The sequence below is a fragment of the Bacillus jepli genome, from assembly GCF_047238305.1.
GTDB lineage: Bacteria > Bacillota > Bacilli > Bacillales > Bacillaceae_L > Ferdinandcohnia.
Map to the genome: position 1 here is coordinate 781,230 of NZ_JBDFMO010000001.1, position 22,707 is coordinate 803,936.

The following is a 22,707-nucleotide window of genomic DNA, read 5'->3' on the forward strand; positions in this document are numbered from 1 at the left end:
AGAAAAAAGCTCGGTAACTAGCACCGAGCTTTTTTTACTTCTTGAAGGCAAGGATGACTTCTTCAAGCTTCATCCCCCTTGAACCTTTGACCAAAACAATGTCCCCTTCTGATAATTGTTTACGCAAGGCTTCAATGAGTTGGCCTTTATCTTGATACGCAAATACTCGGTCTTGTGGAAACTGCTCCTTTGCACCACTAGCAATATGCTCACCTAACCTGCCATAAGTAAATACATAGTCAACCTTGTCACGTTGAATGAATCGACCCACTTCTTCGTGGTATTCAATTTCGTTGTCTCCTAGCTCTAGCATATCACCTAACACAACGATTTTTTTACCTGTTGTTTGTAAATCATGGACTAAGCTAATCGCTGCCTTCATCGATAACGGGCTTGCATTATAGGCATCATTGATTAATTTCGTTCCGTTAATACCTTCAATTAATTCAAGTCTCATATTCGTAATTTTGATTTGTTTTAGTCCACTTTCGATTTTATCCCAGGATAGACCGAAATGACGTGCCACAGCAATCGCTGCCATCGCATTGTTCACATTATGCTTTCCGAGGACTGGCACGTAAAACTCCTTCTTCTCCTGTTCATTAATTGAAAAATAGGTTCCCTCGTTTTCCTGCTTGATTTCAAGTGGATATAGATCATTTTGCTGCGACTCACCAAAGGTTCTTGTCACAATATCCATTGATTTAACTCGCTCTTTTAAAAGAGGTTCGTCCCCATGGTAAATGAGCAAGCCTTTTTTTGATAATCCTTCAACGATTTCAAGCTTAGCCTTGGCGATTCCTTCACGGGATCCTAGTTCCATCATATGTGATTCGCCAATATTCGTAATCACTGCCACATCAGGACGTGCTAACCGGGTAAGGAATTCAATTTCACCGAAAGCACTCATCCCCATTTCAAGCACCGCAACCTCTGTATCTTCTTTAAGTCGTAAAATCGTTAAAGGTAAACCAATTTGGTTGTTAAGATTACCTTCTGTTTTTTGAACACGCATGGAAGTTGATAATACCGCTGTAACCATGTCTTTTGTAGTTGTTTTCCCATTACTCCCTGTAATCCCAACGACTTGCATTGTAAGCTCATCACGGTAGCTTTTTGCGAGCGTTTGAAGAGCTACTAACGTGTCCTCTACAAAGATAACCGGGATTTGCTGTGGCGGATTTGGCTGATCACTCCCCCATAGCACAGCTGCTGCCCCATTTTCAATGGCTGCATTCACAAATTGATGACCATTAAAAGTTTCACCGATGATGGGTATGTATAGATTACCTGGTGCGATGGTTCTTGTATCAATGGATACACCTTCTATCACGACATTCTGGTGTTGTGGGTCAAGCTTTTCACCTTTTGCCATCTGTTCAATTTGGGCTAAAGTCTTTTTTATCACGAGGATCTCCCCTTTTCAGAAAGAAACACTATTCAGAAGGAAGAATAGTGTTTCTAGTTGTTTAAATCGTGTATTTGATCGTCTGTTTTTCAGTGTGACGCTCGATTGCAAGTTCTACTAATTTTTCAATAAGCTCTGGATAGCTAACTCCAGCCTCTTGCCATAGTAAAGGGAACATACTAAATGGTGTAAATCCAGGCATTGTGTTAACCTCATTAATGATGACTTTTCCTTCTTTCGTTAAGAAGAAATCTGCTCTTACTAATCCTGAGCAATCGAGGGCTTTGAATGCCTTAATCGCTTCTGTTTTAACGGCTTCATATTCCTCATCTGTAATATCGGCTGGAATAATAAGTGCTGTATCGCCATCTTCATATTTCGCTTTGTAGTCATAAAAATCCTTCTTCGGTACGATTTCACCAACAACCGAACAGCTTGGATCGTCATTTCCAAGGACGCCTATTTCGATTTCACGACCTATAATCGCCTCTTCAATGATGATTTTTCGGTCAAACACAAATGCTTCCTCGAACGCTTTTTCAAGACTTTCACGGTTTGTCGCTTTGCTAATGCCGACGCTTGAACCAAGGTTTGCAGGCTTTACAAAGCACGGATATCCTATTTCTTCTTCAACCTTCGCATAAGCTTCTTCCGGCTTTTGCTTCCATTCACTTCGAATATAGGAAACATATTTTGCTTGAAGCAGCCCGGCTTGGCCAAAGATGTTTTTCATAATAACTTTATCCATACCTGCAGACGAAGCAAGTACACCGTTACCAACATACGGAATGTTTACTAGCTCAAGCAGTCCTTGAACGGTTCCATCCTCACCGTTTGGTCCATGTAATAATGGAAACACCACATCAATGGTTTCATCTTGATTTGATTTCTGCGCTGGGAAAAGCTCAGCATTTAAAGAAACAGGTGAAATTGGAGTTCCGGCTTCTTTTAGAACTAATTTCTTTACGTCATCGACAGGACCAGTTAATTGGCCTCCGCGAATCCATTCGCCTTCTTCCGTTATATAAATGGGATGAATATCATATTTTGAGTGATCTAACGCTTTGATTACAGCTAATGCGGTTTGCAAGGAAACCTTATGCTCAGCTGATTTCCCTCCGTATAGCAAGCCTAGTTTGACTTTCATAAGCTTCCTCCTAAAAAATCAATATACCCTTTATTTTAACATTAACGCGTTTATATTATATAACAATTACATAACATTTCTATAATTTATTACATATGTTTAGAAAAGTGTCTGTCTAGGCTTGTATCTAAATTTCCAAGTAGAAATGGTAGGATGGCTATACTTTAAATCAGTGAATTGCGTTTTAACAATCCATAATTGCGCGTTACTTGAGATAATTGCGTCTTATTTTAAATAATTGCGCTTAAAACAGCAAGAATTGCGCGTTCCTAATTTTCCAATCACCAAAAAAGCCTTAACGGCGGAACCGTCAAGGCTTTTGCATGATTATTCTAGGGCACTGGCGCTTTGGCCAATGGTGTAGATATGTTCTTGTTGGATGATTTTTTTGATTTCAAGTGATTTGATATGGTGACCGTCCATCTCGATGATTCTAAATTCATAGTCTCCATATGGTACTTTGTCACCAGGGTGGATGTCAATTTGTTCTGTTAAAATCCAGCCACTAATCGTATCCACATCCGTATCATCTATTTTCAACCCAAACAAGTCGTTGACTTCGCCGATCAAGACCTTACCATCTAAGATGGTAGTCGTATCGTTAATTTTTTGGATGGCCGGTTTTTCATCCGTATCGAATTCATCGCGGATTTCCCCAACGATTTCTTCAATAATATCCTCAACCGTCACCAATCCAGAGGTTCCACCATATTCATCAATTAAGATCGCCATGTGGACGCGTTCTCTTTGCATTTTTGCCAATAATTCCTGGATAGGAATTGATTCAATCACATGGATAATGGGTCTCGTATAATCCTCAATTGTCTTTCCATTTGCACCCTTGCCTGTAACCACATCAGTAAGGAGTTCCTTTAAGTTAACCAGACCGATAATATGGTCCTTATCACCATCAACGACTGGGTAACGAGTATACTTCTCACTCGTCATAATCTCTAAAATCTCCTGGACTGATTTTTCCTTATCAAGGGCAATAATTTCGGTCCGAGGTACCATGACTTCCTTTGCTACGCGATCATCAAATTCAAAGATATTATTTACATATTTATATTCAGACTGGTTAATTTCACCATTTTTATAGCTTTCAGATAAAATCAGGCGCAATTCTTCTTCTGTATGGGCAATGTCGTGTTCTGATATTCGCTTATAACCGAATAATCCAGTTAACAAGCGAGCAGAACCGTTTAATACCCAAATGAATGGATACATCAATCTATAAAAAAAGATTAATGGTCTAGCAAAGAATAGGGTAATTCTTTCTGCCTTTTGAATTGCGATTGTTTTTGGTGCAAGCTCCCCGACTACTACATGTAGAAACGTAATGATCAGGAACGCTAAAGCAATTGATAATACACTTGAAAATGAAGTTGGTATGTTTAACATACCGAATATTGGATGAAGTATAGCCTCAACGGTTGTTTCTCCAAGAAAACCGAGTCCTAAAGCTGTTACTGTAATACCTAACTGACATGCAGACAGGTATTCATCCAGGTTTGAGATGACAGTCTTAGCAGCAATTGCGCTCCTGTTCCCTTCTTGTACGAGTTGGTCGATCCGAGTACTTCTAATCTTTACAATCGCAAACTCCGACGCCACAAAAAAGGCAGTTAACGCAATCAAAATTGCAACCATGACCAAATTAAATATCTCCAAATAGTTTCCTTACACGCGAGAGGCGAGTAAGGATTACACCTCCTAAATAGGTAAGTTTTTCATATTACATTAATGTTGTTTATACAAAGTATTTATGACAATGATTTTTTATTCTTTAAGAATGAATTTTCATTCTGTAAGTTTCATAGTTTACATTCAAGTGAACAGAACCATGAGTAATTTTGCAAGTGTCGCGCTTTGTGTGGACATCTTACTCAACACAGATTTTTGTTGCTCTTCTGAAAGAGAATCGAGCATGGGCTTCATTTCTTTTAGTTCTGTTTCTAAATACTCCATTCGCTTCGAAAGAGTCTGTGTGTACTTCAAGACCTTCTCTTGCTCCACACGACTTGTGTGGATAAGCTCTACCTTTTCCTTGATTTCAAGTAAAGGGATGTTTAACTCCTTATACTGTGCCACGAGATGAAGAGTTTCCACAGCCTCATCACTATAGAACCGATAGTTCGAGTCAGATCGTTCAGGAGTTAGAATACCAAGCTGTGTGTAATAATCAATTGTACGCTTTGATACATTTGCTTCTTTTGCTAGTTCTCCAATACGGTATAACTTCCCAACGACATCACCCCTTCTAAAGGATGTTCAAATGTCCGGTGAAAATGACACATCGGTAGAGGAACTTCGACTAACTACCGACACGTCCTGTGTCGAACGTCGAAGTCACCACATCCTGTGGAAGCTCGTTGGCTTGTTTTTTCGTTGCTCACGTATTCACTACATACGTTCCGCTACTCAAAACTGCGCCGCCTCGAACTTCTCGGTCCTTTTCATCCTCCTTTGAACTCACTCTTCTATCAGACTTCTATTCTTCTATTATATGTATAATAAACCGTACAGTCAAACGTGATGGTTTTTTCTGTACGGTTTGTTTATTTTACTTTTACTTTTGTCCAGGCGTAGCCTGTGCTTTTAGACTATAGAGGCCGCCCTTCAAATGGGATAATGGTAAATCTTTATGCCTTCTTCTTAACACTTTTGCAGCCTGCTTGCTTCGTATCCCTGTTTGACAATATATAATAATGTCCTTATCTGTGGGAATTTCTACCTTGTTTCGTTTAATTTTAGATAAAGGAAAATTAACGGCCCCTTTAATATGGCTTGTTTGGTATTCATAAGGGTTACGCACATCGATAAGCGTAATCTCTTTTGGTTTTTTCACTTTCTCTTTAAAATCCGCTTCCGATAAGTGTTCTAGGTTTTTTACAGGTCTAAAAGAGTCGTAAATTAAAATAACAAAAATAACCCCTAATCCAATTTGTAGCCAAGTAATTGTATCCATTTTTCAACATCCCTTTTCACACACGTTATTTTCCTATTATAATCGAAATATGGAGGAAACGAAAAATCTCATGTGACAATGCCTCCTATTTGCGGTAGAGTAGACTAGAAAAATGTTATAGGGATTGGGGAATCTACAAATTGGGGCAGGCTTTAAAACGTTTTTTTGCTGGTACGGTGTTTATCACTTATACACTATTTCTTATCTATTGGATGTTTTTTGCATATTTTCGGACAAAGGGCGGAGAATTCCGGTATAACCTATCGCCTTTTTCAACGATTAAAAATTATTTTACGTATTATGATCATTTTCCTTTTCACATCTGGATCATTAATATCGCAGGAAATATTGGCGTTTTTGTACCATTTGGGATTGTGCTTCCGATTCTTTTCCCGAAGCTTTCAAATTTCTTGCTATTTCTTATTGCTTTTATCCTAGGCATTTTTTCTCTTGAAGTTCTTCAGCTTTTTAGCAAACTAGGAAGCTTTGATGTGGATGATATTATTTTGAATACAATAGGGGCTGTGATAGGCTTTATTTTATTGAAGCTCTTGAGGCGACGTAAAAAAAGGAGATGAGGTCAAGTACCTCATCTCCTTTTATCGATTGACGGATGCTGCCATTCGTACATAAGTATGGCGTTTTCCACGAATCGCGATTGAATACGTCATAATGTTTTCAGGGATTGCGATGCCATGAAAACCAGCATCCCCAATATGATAGATGTCCGCACCTGCCATTTTACTTGTTAACGCAATTTGACGAATGGTTGCTTCATCGGCACCTTCTTGGCTTGTACCAATTGTTAGCATCACCAATGCCCCTTTGGAATGAACAAGACGGACATTTTTTTCCGTTGTTTCAAGCGTGATTCCTGGAACGGTTCCAGGTGCAGGCATTAAAATCACATCTGCTCCTGCATCCACAAAGCTTTCTAATGCTGTATCGGAAATGATTCCACTTCCAGACTCATTGGCAACCCCTGCACCATGCATTTTTCCCGCAATAATAAGACCTTCACTACCGAATACTTCACGCGCCTTCTTAATCGCGACGACAATTTCATTATTTGTAACACCCGTTTTCGGGTTTCCAGTTAAACAAACAAAGTCAAAGCCTAGTTTCTTCGCTTCACGTAAGGATTCCTCTGTCGCCAAACGTCCTTTGGGAAGTTGACTTAATTTTTCAAGCTGCTGTGCGTTCGGGTCCACAGGCTCTAAATTTAAGCCGATTGGTCTGCCGGTAAGCTCCTTAAGCTTTTCAACGATGGATTCACCTTCCCCGGCTTCAAAGCCTTCAACAAAAGGTGAAAAGATATCAAAATAATTAAAAATCAAGAGATCGGCACCAAATGCTGACGCCATTTCCGCATTTGTAACGGCCGGATAGATAGGCTGAAAGGAACCAATTACTTCTGATAAAATAACCCTTCCCTCTGAGGCCTTAATGGATTGTTTGAGATCTTGTCCGTTCATTTTTCTGAAATCTGAGGCTGTACAATCTAAAAGTCGTTTCATGATGAAACCTCCTATTATGTTCGAATCATTTCTACTTTATATTTATATCTGTCAGCTCGGTAATAGGATTTAACAAACTCAAGGGGTTGCTGGTCCTCAAGGTATGAAATTTGTTGGATATACAGGACTGGCGCTCCTACCTTGATCCCTAACGCAGAAGCCTCGCGTTTGTGGGCAGTTGTTGCTTCCAGTTCCTGAACTCCAGACGTAATATGTAGTCCCTTTTCCTCAACATATTTAAATATGGAATGTTCAGCTACTTCCCTGGTTAAACCTGGCACAAGTTCTTGTGACATATAAAAAACTTCAAAGGCGATCGGCTGCTGGTCCGCAAGTCGCAATCGTTCAATTTGGTAAACCTCGGCTCCTTTGTCTACCTTAAGTTGGGAGGCGATTAAAGAGTCTGCTTCTATACTGCTAAAGCTAAGAACCTCTGTACCTGGTTCGAGTCCTCTTGAGCGCATGTCCTCTGAGAAGCTTGTTAATCTCTGGGTATTCTTTTCGAATTTTTTGACAGTCACAAAGGTCCCTTTTCCTCGTACACGTTGTAAATAACCTTCATTGACGAGATTATTGATGGCCTGTCTAACGGTCATTCGACTGATTTGAAACTTTTCGGCAAATTCTCTTTCAGAAGGGATCATCTCACCTGGATTCAGCTCTTTTTTTTCAATTTTCTCGCGAATTCGCTGTTCAATTTGAAAGTAAATAGGTACGGGTGAACTCTTCTTTATCACGGTCAAATTCCCTCTTTTTTGCATCATCCACTAATGAAAGTGCCTCTTCATCTGCAATAATCGTAACGTCAGGATGATTCTTTAAAACAGTAGCCGGAATCGTTTCAGTGATGCCTTCATTAATTACTTTTTCAAGGATTTCAGCCTTTGTTTTTCCTGATACAAGCAATAGGATTTTTTTACTTTTCATAATGGTTGCAATGCCCATTGTAACAGCATGTGTTGGAACTTCTTCGATGCTATTGAAAAAACGCTTATTTGCTTGTCTCGTTGATTCTTCGAGTTCGACTACATGAGTTGCAGAATCGAAAGGTGTACCAGGCTCGTTAAAGCCAATATGTCCATTTACGCCAATACCAAGTAACTGAAGGTCGACTCCACCTAAATCTGAAATAGTCTGTTCATATTTTTGGCTTTCCTCTTCATAATTAGTTGCCAACCCGTTTGGAATATGGGTATTCTCTTGATTAATATTGATATGTGAAAAAAGGTTTTCCATCATGAAATGATAATAACTATTTTCATGGTTCCTATCGATCCCTAAATATTCATCCAGATTAACGGTATGAATGTTTTCATAGGACGTCTTATTTTGCTCGTGGTCCTTAATTAACTCCTTATATGTTCCCACTACAGTACCACCAGTCGCAAGACCTAGTACCGAGTTTGGTTTTTCTTTTACTTGATGTGAAATCATGGCTGCTGCCAATTGGCTCATTTCTTCAAAATTCTTTACAGCTACAACCTTCATTATTATCCCTCCCTATTTGAATACGCAAGTTTTCCACGACAAAATGTCATGATTACCTCTAATTGTTCATTCACTATGACGATATCTGCATCTTTACCAGCTTTGATGCTTCCTTTTCGGTCAAACACATTGATTTGCTTTGCTGGGTTAACAGCTGTCATGACGGTTATGTCCTCAAGAGAGCAATCAGCGAATTTCATCATGTTTCGAACTGCATCATTTAATTTTAAAATACTTCCCGCCAAGGTTCCATCTTTTAATACAGCTCTTTCCTCATTCACAATTACTTCTTGACCGCCTAAGTCATACGTTCCTGCACCTAGACATTTTGCTCGCATTGCATCGGTTACAAGAATGGAGCCTTCACTCCCTTTATTCTTATATGCAAACTTCACCATTTTTGGTGCGATATGAATACCATCGACAATCATTTCGCATTTTACCTCATCATGTAAAAGTACAGCACCTGCTACACCTGGCTCCCGATGATGAATACCTCGCATGCCATTAAATAAATGTGTAGCATGGGTAACTCCAGCTTCTATCGCTGCTTCAACTTCATCATACACCGCATCTGAGTGACCAATAGAGGCAACAACTCCTGTGTTTTTCAAATGTGATGTTAACTCAAGTCCTCCTGGTTCCTCTGGTGCTAATGTCACAAGTCGAATATTGTTACCTGATAAGGATTGCCATTTTTTGAACAGCTCTACATCTGGGTTAATGATATTATCCGGATGCTGTGCTCCCGCTCTTTTCGGAGATAAAAATGGCCCCTCTAAATGCGCACCTAATACTTCAGCATGTCCTGAATGTTGTTTTGGCATAAAATCAGCAATATTTGCAATTGCAGCTTCAATATCGGCTTTTGTCTTCGTCATTGTTGTCGCAAGAAAGCTTGTTGTACCTTCCTTTGGCAACATATTTGTCATGGTTTCTAATGTATCAGGGGTTGCATCCATCACATCGGCACCACCAGCCCCATGTATATGTAAATCAATCATGCCTGGAATGAGTGAATATGAATCATCAAAAGTCATGACTTCATCTTTATCACTTGGTTGGAATTCGGCCATCGGGCCAACCCTCTTAATCTTTTCTCCATCAATTTCAATAAATCCTTTTTCAAGGATACCATCTTCAGAATATATAGTTAGATTTGATATATACATGTTAAGGACTCCTTTTACGTTTCTTACTTAAGTATATCGTTAGTCTTGACTAGTTGTCTATACCACTATATTATTTGTTATTTTTCTATACTTTTCCCATCTTATCATAAAATTATTGTGTTCCTTTTAAAGAAGGAAGGACCGTCCCTATGTGGAACAGTCCCTTATTTTTATTTTTCTTTACGAATTTTATGGACTTCGTCTGCAACGAATTGTACGTTTGTTCCTACAATAACTTGAATGCTATTTTTACCAACAACGTTGATTCCTGGAACTCCAGTTGCTTTAATTTTTTGCTGATCGACTTTATCCATATCTTTTACTTCTAAACGTAAACGAGTTACACAGTTATCAACTGATGTTACGTTCTCGTCTCCGCCTAAGCCCTCATAAATTTGAGACGCCATAGCTGCGAATTTTGTCTTTCCGTCTGCTTGAGTAGTTGTTTCGACAACTTCATCATCTTCACGACCAGGTGTTTTAAGATTAAACTTAACGATTAAGAAACGGAATAGAACATAATAAATGACCCCGATTACAAGTCCTTGTACTAATAACATCCAAGGTTGATTTGCGATAGGATTTCGTAGACTTAAGAAAAAGTCAACAAAACCAGCACTAAACGCAAATCCTGCAGTCCAATGGAATGTTGCTGCAATAAATAATGAAATACCAGTTAATGCAGCGTGTACAACATATAATGCTGGAGCTAAGAACATGAACGCAAATTCAAGTGGCTCTGTAACTCCTGTGAAAAATGCTGCGAAAGCCGCTGCCATTAATAAAGATGCAGCTTGTTTCTTTCTTGCTGTTTTAGCTGTGTGATACATGGCAAGTGCTGCTGCTGGTAAACCAAACATCATCACTGGGAAGAAACCAGCTTGGTATCTACCAGTAACACCTTTTTCACCTGAACCACTTAAGAAATTATTGATATCATTAATACCCGCTACATCAAACCAGAATACAGAGTTTAACGCGTGGTGAAGACCAGTTGGAATTAATAGTCTATTAAAGAATCCATATAAACCAGCACCAACTGCACCTAAATCAATAATACCCTTACCAAATGCAACTAATCCTGAATAGATAACTGGCCATACAAATAATAGGACTAAAGATGCAACCAGCATTGCTACAGATGTCATAATTGGAACAAGTCTTTTTCCACTAAAGAAAGCCAATGCATCTGGTAATTGTACCTCGCTGAAGCGATTATACATGACCGAAGCGATGATACCAGAGATAATACCTATAAATTGGTTTTCAATTTTTCCAAATGCTGCATTTACTTCAGTTGGGTCCACCCCTTGAAGCATTGCTACTGTGTTTGTTGCAAGTAAAGTTGTAACAGTTAGGTATCCAACCAAACCAGCTAATGCCGCAGATCCATCTTTATCTTTCGACATTCCTAAAGCGACACCAACCGCAAATAGAATTGACATATTGTCAATAATGGCTCCTCCAGCTTTTATTAAGAAAGCTGCAATTGGGCTTCCGCCGCCCCAGCCCGATGGGTCAATCCAATACCCGATACCCATCAAAATCGCCGCTGCTGGTAATACAGCAACTGGTAACATCAATGAACGACCAAGTTTTTGAAGATACTTCATCATGATGATAATTCCTCCTCTATTTTGTAGTTTCCTTCTATTCTTTGGTCCTCTAACTTCAAAAATAAAATCATGAATGCAACTACAGGCAACGCTTACACGTTAGTGTAACCAAAAAATAGGCAGAATACTTACCGCAACTCATTTTAACACCAGGGGGTTTAGTTGTCTATACCAGTTTTAAGGTATTTATGACAAAAAATCAGCATTTTTATCTACTACAATATTACTAAAGGCGTATAGATGATGGGATTTCATTATATTACACTATGGATAAGCAATTGATTAGGAGGTATTCCATGAAACAAGGCGATAAGGTTGTTTATAATAACGATTTGTACGAAGTTCTATATGTTTATGAAAATGGAATGTATGAAATTAAACAAATGGAATTTCTCTTTAAGGTAGAACTTGTAAATCAGAATGATCTCATACCATTTGCTTCTTAATTACATATCCCTCCTTTCCTAAAGGTTAAAAAAATCCATTGTTTCGAAACAATGGATTTTACTGTGTTTCCCCTATATGCTTCTTAGTACGGCACGTACTGGACTCCCATCCGCCCCTTCGATTGAAGTGGGAGGGCAATTAATTCGTAATCACCTGATTCCACATCATCTAAAACAATCCCCTCAAGAATATATATGCCATGCTTTTGTAGTTGATGATGGGCTTGTAAATCTTTGCTATCCACCTGATCAACAGATGGCGTGTCTACCCCAATTAATTGAATTCCATTTTCAGCTAGAAATGCAGCAATCTCTGGTTTTATGCTTGTAATCGTTGTCGGGAATTGGCTTCGATTTTCCCAAGAATTGGTGCGGATTAATAATCGTCTTACACCCTTTAAATCAAATCTGTTAATGTCCTCTATTCCAATCTCCTTTATTCCCGTTACCTCAATTACTCGTGCTTTCCCCACATATAGATCAAGTTCTAGTTCATGCACTTTTTTTCCATCGTTATCAAAGTGGAAAGGTGCATCAATATGTGTACCAATATGGGTGCTTGTTGTGATTTTTCCTACATTAACTGTTGAAGCTTCCTTAATGGACCAAGATAGTTTGTATTCAAACGGCGTGTCATTCGGCCATTCTTGTGTTGCATGACTTAACGGCTGCGAAATATCAATAACTTTCATATTATTCACCTCTACCTATATTTTCTCTCCTATTTAGTATACGATTTTGGTCTAACAAATCTGTCATTTTATTCTTAACATAAAACGATATCTTGCGGAGATTCTAGAAATGTCATCTCAAAAAGAAGGTGATATGTATAAAAAAGCAACCCTTAAGGAGGTTTATTATGGGAATATTAAGTGGAAATCCGAAAGAAGAACCGATGCATTATGGTGAAGTCTTTGCCGTATGGTCTCACTTATTAGCAGCGAAAGGGATGGTTTCTGCCTACCAAACGTTACTAAGTCATACCGGTGACGATGATTTAAAGAAACTTTTGGAAGACATTATTGAAAATGGAATCAAACTAGAGATTGAAGAAGTTGAAACGTTGTTAAAGGAAAATGGAGTAGGACTACCTCCTGCACCTCCAGAGCGACCTAATGCATGTCTTGAGAACATCCCTCCTGGCGCTCGTTTTCTAGACCCTGAAATTGCAGCTAAGGTTTCTGTCGATATTGCTGCAGGATTAGTTGCATGTAGTACCATCATGGGACAGTCCATTCGTGAGGATATTGCTGCAATGTATGGGCAATTCCATATGAAGAAAGCTCAGTTTGGTCTAAGAATGTTACGTTTAAACAAAGAAAAAGGGTGGCTTGTTCCTCCTCCGCTTCATATCAATAAAGCTGAGGGATGCTAAAGATTCTTTGAAAGGCAGATCCAATACGGAGCTGCCTTTTTCTATGGTAATTTTAGCATTTTTCATTTGTCATAACGGTTTTTCTGCCTCTCTCTTTAATTACCATCCATACTTTCTTAAAGGAAGTAGCAAAATATAAAAGTAAATCGAATCATGCAAAGGAGGAATTTAGATTGCAAAGATTTACAAAAACAGGTATAGCGATTCTGGGGTCTGCGATGCTTTTATTATCCGCGTGTAATAACAACAATGCGGCAGATGATACTGATACGAACCGTTCAGCAAATGTAGAAAATGTGAATAACGGCTATCTCATAAAACAAGACCATCCTTATCGCACGACAACGTCAAGCGATAAGTATCCACATACTACAAGTGTTCAGAACACACAAGGCGAACAAAAATATTTTCGTTTCATTAACAAAAAAATCGTAGTAACGCCAAACGGAACGAACGTAGTTCCGAATGGGTACAATCAATTTACAGGTGGTCCAAATAATGCGGTACCAGCACCGAATAACGTAGCACCGGCACCAAATTATCCAACAGGGCAAACACCACCTGTTGAACAAAATCGTCAGCCTGCCACTCAGCAGCCTGCTACTCCTGCACCAGCACCTGCTACGGGCGGAGTTAGTAATTTTGAAAGACAGGTAATTGACCTTACAAATGCACAGCGTAAGAAAAACGGTTTACCTGCCCTTCAGACGGATACAGCATTAAGCAAAGTCGCAAAGACCAAAGCAAATGACATGCAGCAAAAAAATTATTTTTCCCATACGAGTCCTACTTACGGATCTCCGTTTGATATGATGAGGGACTTTGGGGTTTCGTACAAGACGGCTGGTGAAAATATTGCCAAAGGACAAGCATCTCCTGAGGCTGTTGTAAACGCTTGGATGAATAGTGAAGGACATCGTAAAAACATCTTGAATCCAAACTTCACACATATAGGAGTTGGCCACCAAGCAAGTGGCAACTACTGGTCACAAATGTTTATTGGAAAATAAAAAAGTGGGGCAGACATTATAAAATGTCGCCCCATTATTTATTACTTCTTAATTTTTACAAATTTGCGCTTTCCGACTTGAACGATCATGTCGTCTATTATTTCCACATCTAAATGAATATCTTCCACTTTTTCGCCATTTAGTTTGACGCCACCGTTTTGAATCATTTTTCTTGCTTCCCCTTTGGATTTTTGTAAATCCAACTGAACAAGTAAATCAATAATGGAAATTGTATTTTCTCCTGACCAAGTAACTTCTGGAATGTCTTCTGGAATTACTCCTTTTTGAAAGACTGTTTTAAAATGATTTTCAGCCTGCTGGGCCGCTTCTTCACCATGATACATTCTTACAATCGTTCTACCAAGAAACATTTTTGCATCACGTGGGTGAAGCGTACTATTTTCGATGTTCACTTTGATTTCATTCTTTTCTTCAAGAGATAAGTCCGTTACTAAATCAAAGTATTTTGCCATCATTTCATCCTGGATGGACATCGTTTTTCCGTACATATCATTTGGTGCCTCATCTACGCCAATGTAGTTCCCTTTTGACTTAGACATTTTTTCAACGCCATCAAGTCCCTCTAATAATGGAAGAAGAATAACAACTTGTTTTTCTTTACCAAAATGTTCTTGTAAATGTCTTCCCATTAACACGTTGAAGTGCTGGTCATTTCCACCTAATTCAATATCACTTTCGAGTGCAACAGAATCATAGCCCTGCATTAATGGGTAGAAAAATTCATGAAGCGAAATGGGCTTGCCTGTCGCTAAACGTTCAGAGAAATCATTTCTTTCAAGCAAACGAGCAACTGTTATACTTGCTGCTAAATTTATAATATCCTCGAAGTTCAAGGTAGATAGCCATTTGGAATTATAGTGAAGCTCAACTTTCTCCATGTCTAAGACTTTTCCAAACTGCTCAAAGTATGTTTTTGCATTATGCTTCACTTCTTCATCTGTGAGCTGTTTACGAGCAACGGATTTACCAGTTGGGTCTCCAATTTTTCCTGTAAAGTCACCGATTAGAAGCTGGACGACATGTCCGTTTTCTTGGAATTGTTTTAATTTGTTTAACACCACGGTATGTCCTAAGTGTACATCTGGCGCAGATGGATCAAGACCTAGTTTTACTTTTAGCGGTTGGTTGGTCACAATCGATTTGGCGATTTTTTGTTTTAGTTCATGTGCAGGGACTATTTCCTGTACCCCATTTGAATAAATGGCAAACTGTCTTTCTAGTTCTATTTTTTGTTCATCTGTTAATTGTTCGATAAAATTCTCCATTTGGTTTTCCTCCTAGTTTGTGATTTTTAAAAATGGCTTTCTTATAAGGATTTTCGATTTAGGAAATATCGGTCAAGATGGACTTTGTTCTTTGAGACAACTGATTGTAGACATTTCAGCCTAAGCTTTGCCCGCTTTTGTCCGCGAGACCACCTCTCAAAGACACTTCTTACCTCGCTCAACTCATTTTTGTCTCCGAGATAACCTATCAGAGACATTTCAATCTGTGCCCAACCCGCTTTGTCCGCGAGGCCGCCTCTCAAAGACACTACTACCTTTGTCCAAATCACTTTTGTCTCCGAGATAACCCGTCAGAGACAATTCAGCCTGCGCTCAACCTGCTTTTGTCCTTGAGTCACTTCCTCAACCCAAAAACCACATAAAAAACCACGCCCCTAAAAAAAGGGACGTGGTTGCACGCGGTACCACCCTTGTTTGAAGATATCTATCTTCCGCTTCATTCGAATAACGGTTCGTCCGTTCTTTGCTAATTTCCGATTCGTGTTCACAAAGAAAGCTCAAGGAGGTAATTCGCATTTATCTTTGTTCCGGTTTTCACCAACCACCGGCTCTCTGCTACAGGGAGATAAGCTGCTACTGATTCCTATCATCACTTAATTATATATTTATATTGGCTATTGTATCGAATCGTTCCAGAATTAACAAGTAAAAATCCACTTCCTTTTTTCGACATAAAAACAGAAGCGGATTGTAAGCGCTTTAATAATTATCGCTGTAAAATTAAATTTTCGGCAAATGTTATGCTCTTTATTGTAACTGGAAGACTGCCTGCTGGTGTATTCAGTAATACGTTATCATCCACTTTTCGCAGCAACAATTGTCTTCCAACTGGTGATAAAAAGGAAATACATCCTACATCGGGGTCAGATTGCTTTGGCATACATATATAATAATCCTCGGTATCGTCATCACCATCAAACATGACAGTCACCTTTGTACCGATAAAAACCTTAGGTATTGGTCCAGCCCCTTCATGATTCAAATACCTCTTGAGTTCATGAATATATGAACTTAAAAAGCTCTCATTCCTTTCTTTAAGCGGTGTGGAGGATAAATAAAGACTTTTTAATTCCTGAAAATTTGTATCGATAAATTGGAGCTGCTCCTTAAAGTAATTTTTATGGCTCATAGTAGATATCCTCCTTGCTAGGATCAAACACCTTGCAAAAATTCAATGTAACCTTCATTTTTATTTCCCCTTCCCATTTTTGAATATAAAAATGTAGACCTCCCTCAAATCGAGAAAGGCCTACCATACATTTCCAATTATATCATAGTTATACCAGCAAAATCTAGCTATCTCGTAAACTGCCGATTTGATTTGCGGTATATCATGTATTGTTTTTTGGCTGAGCGATATACCGATTATCCCGTTTGCGGTATACCATTTATCGTTTTGCGGTTAGGCGATATACCGATAATCCCTTTTGCGGTATACCAGTTATCGTTTTGCGGCTGAGCGATATACCGATAATCGTGTTTGCGGTATATCATTTATCGTTTTACGATTGAGCGATATACCGATTATCCCTTTTGCGGTATACCATTTATCGTTTTACGGTTAGGTGATATACCGGTAATCCCTTTTGCGGTATACCACTTATCGTTTTACGGTAGAGCGATATACCGATTATCCTGTTTGCGGTATATCATTTATCTTTTTAAGGTTAGGCGATATACCGGTAATCTTGTTTGCCACGGTATATCATTTACCGTATAAAAAAGCAGCTACCAAAGATAGCTGCCAAATTCAATATTACCTATGCAACAACAAGTCTAATTTTATTGTCAGAAGGATCCTTTGTAACCACGACTCCATCCTCTTCTTGAACATATGCGCCGATTTGCTTTAAGTTTCCGACGGTTGTTTGTAAGGCATCTTCGTTTGGTAATACAAGCGTGAACAACTTAATGCCAGCACTATTTTCAGATGGTGCAGGTGCTCCTACGCCATTCCATGTGTTAAGTCCAATGTGGTGATGGTAGCCACCTGTTGAGATGAATAATGCCATGCCACCATAACGGCAAACAACATCAAAACCAAGTCCTTTTGTATAGTATTCCTCGGTTTTTGCCAACTCAGATACATGCATGTGAATATGTCCCATTACGGTTTCTTCTGGAAGTCCAGTCCATTTTTCACCATTTGCCGCAGCAAGTACACCTTGGCCGTCCATTGGTTCTGTTACCATTTTCACTTCGCCATTAATCCAATCCCATTCTGTATCAGGACGGTCTCTGTAAATTTCAATGCCATTTCCATCTGGATCATCTAAATAGAGAGCTTCACTTACCGCGTGGTCAGATGCGCCAATTCGTACATTATTTTGGACCAAGTGATATAATACTTTTCCTAAGTCCTCACGTGTTGGTAAAAGCAATGCAAAATGGTAAAGCCCTGTTCGGCGCGGCTCTTTTGGAGTAATGTTTTCAAGCTGTTCAATGGATAACAATGGCGTCTTGCCATCCGCTGTTAATAATACCTTTCTTTCGGACTGTTTTAATACTTTAAATCCAATGATATTTTGATAAAATGTTAATGAACGTTGTAGATCAGTTACCTTTAGTTCTACAAGGCCAACAAATGTATATGGTGGGCGTTGATATTTCATTTTCACGTGCCTCCTAAATTTAATTAGTCACTTACTTTATGTAAGTAATTATATTTTTATAATTTAATTATGTCAAGTAAGTTTATTATTTGTTACAATGAGCTATAATATATTCATAGGGGTGATGGAAATATGGATACAAATGTAATTTGTCCTAAATTCGAAAAAGCTATGAGTTTAATTGGGCAAAGGTGGACAGGACTTGTCATCTTCCAACTTCTCTCCGGTCCACAACGTTTTTGCACGATTGAATCTTCAATTGGAATCAGTGGAAGAGTTCTTTCAGAAAGACTTAAAGACCTAGAAAGTCAAGGTATTGTTAAACGTCATGTATACCCGGAAACCCCTGTACGTATCGAATACTCCTTAACGGAAAAAGGGATGGCCCTTAAACCTTTAATGGATGAAATCCAGAAATGGTCGCAGGACTGGGTAAAAATAGATTCATAAATCATCAAGTTTAAGCAGATTGTGTTGAATGCAATCTGCTTTTTTCTTTCATAAGCCTCAGGTCTTATTTGGAAATATATCGGTAGTGCGTTACATGAACACCACTCACCATTTATGATAGGGATAGAATAAAAAATAAAGGCAGGTTAAAAAAATGAAGAAAATATTAATTATATTTTTCGTTCTTATTGGGGCTTATCTATTAATCACAAATCTATACCGCATTCCTGGACTTCCTTTTGGCGGGAAATCTGGAGACTCCGTTGTCGTTACCGACAAAATTGATGAGATTGATATTGATATAACATCGATTAGCACCACTGTCATTCCTGAAAACCGTGATGACGTGGAAGTTGAATTGAACGGAAAAGGCAAAGCACATGTGTCTAAAAGTGGCGACACAATAGAGGTCACTTATGAACGTGGATTTTTCAACCTTGGATGGTTCCCCTTCTTTAATAAATCGAAACTAACGGTGTATATCCCAGAAGATTATGACCAAGATCTAGCACTTAAAGTTGGTTCGGGGCATTTAGAGTTTGATGGCGCTTCAATGGAGTTTAACGAGCTTTCTGCAGATGTCCATTCCGGAAATATGAGATTGCAAAACCTTTCAGCTAAAACCTTTACACATAATGTAGCATCTGGAAACTCTAGAATCGAGAAGCTTACTACCAAAAACGGAGAAATTGAGGTTCACTCTGGTAATGTGACAGTGGACGATTATACAGGAAAACTAGAAGCAGACGTCTCCTCAGGTCGGTTAAAAACAACAATTGCAAAGCTCACAGATTCAATTGATGCAAGCGTAAAATCAGGTCTACTTGATATCGACCTCCCTGATGATGCCGACTTTACACTAAAAGGTGAATCAAATAGTGGTTACATTTCCAATGATTTCGCTTTAGTTGATTCAACACGAGATAAAGGAAATATTGAAGGAAAACACGGTGCGGGTACCCATGAAGTAACTATTGAAGTAAATAGCGGAAAAGCAACTATTAGGTAATGAAAAAAGCGCTCGAAACTCGGGCGCTTTTGCTGTTTATTCCTATTATCACTGATATGCTGGAATTCCTAACATCGTTTCTAAATCCACGATTTCATAGCCCCGCTCCTGCAATACTTCAATGATACCTGGCAATGCTTCGTATGTATCGTATTCGTCGGAATCCGTATGCATGAGGATGATATCGCCATTACGTATGTTAGCTTCAACATTTGAATAAATCACATCTGGACTTTTTTGTGCCCAATCGAGTGAATCAATCGACCAAAGAATAAAGGAATACTTATTTTCTTTTGCCACGCCAGCAACTAATTCATTCGTTGCCCCATAAGGTGTCCTTATAAATGCAGGCTCTTTGCCAATGATTGATTCAATCACATTTCCCGCCCGCTCCATTTCGTTCTGTATTTCTGCTTCTCCCAACTGATCTAGTTGGATATGATTGTGGCTATGACTTAGCACGAGATGGCCTTTTTCATAGGCTTCTTTTACAACCTCTGGATGCTTCTCTGCTTCGCTTCCCAAAAAGAAAAAATTCCCCTTTACCCCATATTGGTCCAAAACTCCAATCACCGCTGAAGTCACCGTACTATCGGGTCCATCATCAAAGGTTAAGGCTACCTGTTTTTTATTGGGACCATTGATAAATAGATGATCCTGAGTTTTTGAGAATTCAATGATCTCGTCCCGCCATTTTTGCATAGACGCTACAGTCTTTTTTTCTAGAAATGGAGATTCCCCCTTTATTTCAAGAAGGTATTCATTTTTCCATGAAGTATCTGCAGGAAATCTAGCCTCAGGAATGGTATTTCCCTTCGGCTCTATATTGTGGTTCCCTTGGGCTACTCCCCCCACTTCCTTCACTTCCTTTGACTCACAAGAAGTTAACAAACTTATCGAGCAAATGATAAAAAATATAATCACCTTTTGGACCATAAAAGCGCCCCCCCTCCTTCATTCTAAACACAACATAGAACATATTTATGGAAAGATTAATTAATACTATTAATTGATAAAAAATGTACTGACAAAATTTTCAATCTATTTTATTATTATTATACACTATAACTAGGGGGTCCTTTTGATGAGTATTGCGCTCATTTCCGATATTCACGGAAATATGACTGCACTTGAAACTGTACTAGAACATATTAAAGCACGTGGGATCGAGACGATTCTTTGTCTTGGCGACCTTGTTGGAAAAGGACCAAATTCAGCTTTAGTGGTTGACCGGATACAAGAGGTATGTGAGGTTGTGCTTTTGGGGAATTGGGATGACTTTATTCAGAATGAACATCCTGATGAGGGTATCACGTGGCATCGAAATCAACTTGGAAATGAACGCCTTTCATACATAGGAACACTTCCCTTTCATTATGATTTTTATATGAGTGGTAAATACATTCGGCTATACCACGCCTCAGCAAAAAGTGTCCACCACCGTGTTGTCCCCATGATTCATTCTGATGATGAAAAAAGAGCCATGTTTGAACACTCTGAATGGATTTCACCTTTAGAAGACAGAACACCTGACATCATCGGATTCGGAGATATTCACGCTGCCTTAATTGAACCAATGGATACAGAGCAGACCCTTTTAAATGTCGGAAGTGTCGGCAACCCACTTGATACAACACAAGCAACCTTTGCCATTTTACATGGTGTGTACCAATCAAAAGAAGTTGCACCATTCTCAATCGAAATTGTTCGCCTTCCATATGATGTCGAAAAAGAATTAATGATTGCAGCCAACATGGGGCTACCCTATTTTGACAAATATGCAGCGGAGCTTCGTGAAGCCGTTTACCGTGGTGCTCCAAACCAGGGAAAATAACTAGTTCTTGAAACTTGCACAAGATAGAAGAATCAATGTAAAATAATAAAATAAATGATTTTTCCACACGTATAATTTTCATAAAATCAGTATATAATGTTTTTTATTTGAGCCTCTATAACTAAAATCCTGAGAGGAGAATTGCCATGACTGCCAATAATGAACCAAAAAAAGAGATCACGGTTAATTCAACTGTACAGTTAAAGGGAATCGTAAAAGCAATATTTAATGATTCCATCCATGTGCAAATCGGAGGTAAAATCATTACACTTCCCGCTTCAAATCTTTTAAAACAAAATAAACCATTAACCTAAGAAGTGAAAACACCGTCCGGAATTTGAACGGTGTTTTTTATTTCATCGGATTTTCCGTATTTTTATTTTCCATTCTATTCCTGTTCCAATCTTATATTTTTCAGCTATGGACTCCTGATTAAGGGCAATCGCAATTTTATCTAATGAGTTTATATACAAAATTGGTTCGCCAATCCCACAATCAGCAAAGGAACGTCCATATCTCATCGTACTCTTATATACATTACTTCCATCATAATCAATCGTCACTTCGATGCCATCACCATACTCATTTCCGAGCTGATTAAAAAGTGTTCGGTCGATATTAGTCCAAAGATTACCGAAACGAACATCTAAAATATCAATATTTCCAAACACCGTCTCATTATCAATGATCGCTTCAGAAATGGGTAATTGGACTAATGACTCAACGGGAACAAGGGGTCCAACCTCTTCGTAAGTAATCACACCGGATGCAAGCCTTGCTCCCGTATAGGCATAGACATCTCTTCCATGGAATGTATAGGACTCTCCTGAAAACGGTAAACGATTAATGCTTTCATCTATAATCCTCACCTCTTTAATACCTAGTTTTTTCAGAATATGCGTAACCGTACCATTGTCCGGTGTTACAATGTATTGATTTGTTTCGGTCTTTACCACAATACTGCGCCTGTCGGAACCGACACCCGGGTCAACAACCGAAACAAAAACAGTGCCTTCTGGCCAGTAGGAAATTGTCTGATATAATCGGTAAGACCCTTCCCATATATTAAATTTTGGAATGTCGTGAGTTAGGTCAAAAATTCGAAGTGTTGGGTCCACTGAGATTGCTACCCCATACATTGCACTTACTGCACCATCACTTAAACCAAAATCAGATTGTACTACTAGATGATTTTTCGTCACAATAATTCCTCCATTTTGTCTGTAATTTTACGGGCAAACCCGTTTTTAGGTATAAAAAAACCACGTCATTATCAAATACGATAAGGACGTGGTTGAATTCACGTGGTACCACCTTAATTCACTGCTTGCTCACACAAACAGTCTCT

General features: G+C 38.8%; 23 protein-coding genes, 2 pseudogenes and 2 other annotated features (1 of these 27 cut by a window edge). Of the genes and pseudogenes, 8 read left to right on the forward strand and 17 right to left on the reverse strand.

Annotated elements, in window-relative coordinates; genetic code table 11:
* Positions 1-34 precede the first annotated feature (34 nt).
* The 6 genes and pseudogenes from ABC371_RS03970 to ABC371_RS03995 form a co-directional block, all read right to left on the reverse strand.
* Positions 35-1,408 (reverse strand): UDP-N-acetylmuramoyl-tripeptide--D-alanyl-D-alanine ligase, encoded by a 1,374-nt coding sequence (locus ABC371_RS03970; protein WP_412895664.1) that lies wholly within the window; start codon positions 1,406-1,408, stop codon positions 35-37.
* 61 nt (positions 1,409-1,469) lie between these two features.
* On the reverse strand, positions 1,470-2,555 hold the full coding sequence (locus tag ABC371_RS03975; RefSeq protein ID WP_412895665.1) for a D-alanine--D-alanine ligase: 1,086 nt from the start codon (positions 2,553-2,555) through the stop codon (positions 1,470-1,472).
* Between the two features lie 327 nt (positions 2,556-2,882).
* Entirely contained in the window at positions 2,883-4,205 is a 1,323-nt protein-coding gene (locus ABC371_RS03980; RefSeq protein ID WP_412899272.1) for a hemolysin family protein, read from the reverse strand.
* A gap of 177 nt (positions 4,206-4,382) precedes the next feature.
* Positions 4,383-4,646, reverse strand: coding sequence for a MerR family transcriptional regulator (locus ABC371_RS03985; RefSeq protein WP_412895666.1), 264 nt, complete (start codon positions 4,644-4,646; stop codon positions 4,383-4,385).
* A 6-nt stretch (positions 4,647-4,652) separates the two neighbouring features.
* Positions 4,653-4,784: pseudogene (locus ABC371_RS03990) on the reverse strand (MerR family DNA-binding transcriptional regulator); the annotation flags it as partial.
* Between the two features lie 340 nt (positions 4,785-5,124).
* Positions 5,125-5,523 carry a rhodanese-like domain-containing protein gene (locus ABC371_RS03995; protein ID WP_412895667.1) on the reverse strand — a complete coding sequence of 133 codons (399 nt, stop codon included), beginning with the start codon at positions 5,521-5,523 and terminating at the stop codon, positions 5,125-5,127.
* Positions 5,524-5,663: 140 nt separating this feature from the next.
* Here ABC371_RS03995 and ABC371_RS04000 point away from each other — a divergent pair, with 140 nt between their 5' ends.
* Positions 5,664-6,101 carry a VanZ family protein gene (locus ABC371_RS04000; protein WP_412895668.1) on the forward strand — a complete coding sequence of 146 codons (438 nt, stop codon included), beginning with the start codon at positions 5,664-5,666 and terminating at the stop codon, positions 6,099-6,101.
* 21 nt (positions 6,102-6,122) lie between these two features.
* Here the strand turns inward: ABC371_RS04000 and ABC371_RS04005 are convergent, their stop codons facing one another.
* From ABC371_RS04005 to nagE, 5 genes are all read right to left on the reverse strand, one after another.
* The gene (locus ABC371_RS04005; RefSeq protein WP_412895669.1) at positions 6,123-7,040 is read right to left on the reverse strand and encodes a DUF7916 family protein; all 918 of its coding nucleotides are present in this window, start codon (positions 7,038-7,040) and stop codon (positions 6,123-6,125) included.
* Between the two features lie 14 nt (positions 7,041-7,054).
* Positions 7,055-7,777 carry a GntR family transcriptional regulator gene (locus ABC371_RS04010; RefSeq protein ID WP_412895670.1) on the reverse strand — a complete coding sequence of 241 codons (723 nt, stop codon included), beginning with the start codon at positions 7,775-7,777 and terminating at the stop codon, positions 7,055-7,057.
* Complete coding sequence (gene nagB, locus ABC371_RS04015; protein WP_412895671.1) at positions 7,734-8,528, reverse strand: glucosamine-6-phosphate deaminase; 795 nt, start codon at positions 8,526-8,528, stop codon at positions 7,734-7,736. Before nagB ends, ABC371_RS04010 begins: the two co-directional genes overlap by 44 nt.
* 2 nt (positions 8,529-8,530) lie before the next feature.
* Positions 8,531-9,700, reverse strand: coding sequence for an N-acetylglucosamine-6-phosphate deacetylase (gene nagA / locus ABC371_RS04020; RefSeq protein ID WP_412895672.1), 1,170 nt, complete (start codon positions 9,698-9,700; stop codon positions 8,531-8,533).
* A 170-nt stretch (positions 9,701-9,870) separates the two neighbouring features.
* On the reverse strand, positions 9,871-11,316 hold the full coding sequence (gene nagE, locus ABC371_RS04025) for an N-acetylglucosamine-specific PTS transporter subunit IIBC (RefSeq protein WP_412895673.1): 1,446 nt from the start codon (positions 11,314-11,316) through the stop codon (positions 9,871-9,873).
* Between the two features lie 296 nt (positions 11,317-11,612).
* Between nagE and ABC371_RS04030 the strand changes: the two genes are divergently transcribed.
* Positions 11,613-11,762: a hypothetical protein gene (locus tag ABC371_RS04030; RefSeq protein ID WP_189655342.1), complete on the forward strand. Its 150-nt coding sequence runs from the start codon at positions 11,613-11,615 to the stop codon at positions 11,760-11,762.
* A 72-nt stretch (positions 11,763-11,834) separates the two neighbouring features.
* On the opposite strand, the pseudogene kynB reads toward ABC371_RS04030, so the two are convergent.
* Positions 11,835-12,454, reverse strand: a pseudogene (gene kynB, locus ABC371_RS04035) (arylformamidase).
* A gap of 167 nt (positions 12,455-12,621) precedes the next feature.
* Between kynB and ABC371_RS04040 the strand changes: the two are divergent.
* Both ABC371_RS04040 and ABC371_RS04045 read left to right on the forward strand, forming a co-directional pair.
* Positions 12,622-13,137, forward strand: a complete 516-nt coding sequence (locus ABC371_RS04040; protein ID WP_412895674.1) for a DUF3231 family protein — start codon at positions 12,622-12,624, stop codon at positions 13,135-13,137.
* A 173-nt stretch (positions 13,138-13,310) separates the two neighbouring features.
* Positions 13,311-14,147 carry a CAP domain-containing protein gene (locus tag ABC371_RS04045; RefSeq protein WP_412895675.1) on the forward strand — a complete coding sequence of 279 codons (837 nt, stop codon included), beginning with the start codon at positions 13,311-13,313 and terminating at the stop codon, positions 14,145-14,147.
* Between the two features lie 41 nt (positions 14,148-14,188).
* On the opposite strand, the gene tyrS is transcribed toward ABC371_RS04045, so the two are convergent.
* From tyrS to ABC371_RS04060, 3 genes are all read right to left on the reverse strand, one after another.
* Complete coding sequence (gene tyrS / locus ABC371_RS04050; RefSeq protein ID WP_412895676.1) at positions 14,189-15,433, reverse strand: tyrosine--tRNA ligase; 1,245 nt, start codon at positions 15,431-15,433, stop codon at positions 14,189-14,191.
* A 400-nt stretch (positions 15,434-15,833) separates the two neighbouring features.
* Positions 15,834-16,053: a binding site (T-box leader), on the reverse strand.
* A 107-nt stretch (positions 16,054-16,160) separates the two neighbouring features.
* Entirely contained in the window at positions 16,161-16,583 is a 423-nt protein-coding gene (locus tag ABC371_RS04055; RefSeq protein WP_412895677.1) for a GreA/GreB family elongation factor, read from the reverse strand.
* Positions 16,584-17,214: 631 nt separating this feature from the next.
* A complete protein-coding gene (locus ABC371_RS04060) occupies positions 17,215-18,066 on the reverse strand; it encodes a VOC family protein (RefSeq protein ID WP_412895678.1) in 852 nt (283 codons plus the stop codon).
* 132 nt (positions 18,067-18,198) lie between these two features.
* On the opposite strand from ABC371_RS04060, the gene ABC371_RS04065 reads away from it, so the two are divergent.
* Both ABC371_RS04065 and liaG read left to right on the forward strand, forming a co-directional pair.
* Positions 18,199-18,516: a winged helix-turn-helix transcriptional regulator gene (locus tag ABC371_RS04065; RefSeq protein ID WP_412895679.1), complete on the forward strand. Its 318-nt coding sequence runs from the start codon at positions 18,199-18,201 to the stop codon at positions 18,514-18,516.
* Between the two features lie 154 nt (positions 18,517-18,670).
* Positions 18,671-19,525: a LiaG family protein gene (gene liaG, locus ABC371_RS04070; RefSeq protein ID WP_412895680.1), complete on the forward strand. Its 855-nt coding sequence runs from the start codon at positions 18,671-18,673 to the stop codon at positions 19,523-19,525.
* 48 nt (positions 19,526-19,573) lie between these two features.
* On the opposite strand, the gene ABC371_RS04075 is transcribed toward liaG, so the two are convergent.
* The gene (locus ABC371_RS04075) at positions 19,574-20,461 is read right to left on the reverse strand and encodes a polysaccharide deacetylase family protein (protein ID WP_412895681.1); all 888 of its coding nucleotides are present in this window, start codon (positions 20,459-20,461) and stop codon (positions 19,574-19,576) included.
* A 148-nt stretch (positions 20,462-20,609) separates the two neighbouring features.
* Here ABC371_RS04075 and ABC371_RS04080 point away from each other — a divergent pair, with 148 nt between their 5' ends.
* Both ABC371_RS04080 and ABC371_RS04085 read left to right on the forward strand, forming a co-directional pair.
* Positions 20,610-21,359: a metallophosphoesterase family protein gene (locus ABC371_RS04080; protein ID WP_412895682.1), complete on the forward strand. Its 750-nt coding sequence runs from the start codon at positions 20,610-20,612 to the stop codon at positions 21,357-21,359.
* A gap of 146 nt (positions 21,360-21,505) precedes the next feature.
* Positions 21,506-21,673 (forward strand): hypothetical protein, encoded by a 168-nt coding sequence (locus tag ABC371_RS04085; protein WP_165439152.1) that lies wholly within the window; start codon positions 21,506-21,508, stop codon positions 21,671-21,673.
* Between the two features lie 42 nt (positions 21,674-21,715).
* On the opposite strand, the gene ABC371_RS04090 is transcribed toward ABC371_RS04085, so the two are convergent.
* Positions 21,716-22,561 carry an SAM hydrolase/SAM-dependent halogenase family protein gene (locus tag ABC371_RS04090; protein ID WP_412895683.1) on the reverse strand — a complete coding sequence of 282 codons (846 nt, stop codon included), beginning with the start codon at positions 22,559-22,561 and terminating at the stop codon, positions 21,716-21,718.
* 79 nt (positions 22,562-22,640) lie between these two features.
* Positions 22,641-22,707 (reverse strand) — a binding site (T-box leader); it runs 205 nt beyond the window's last position.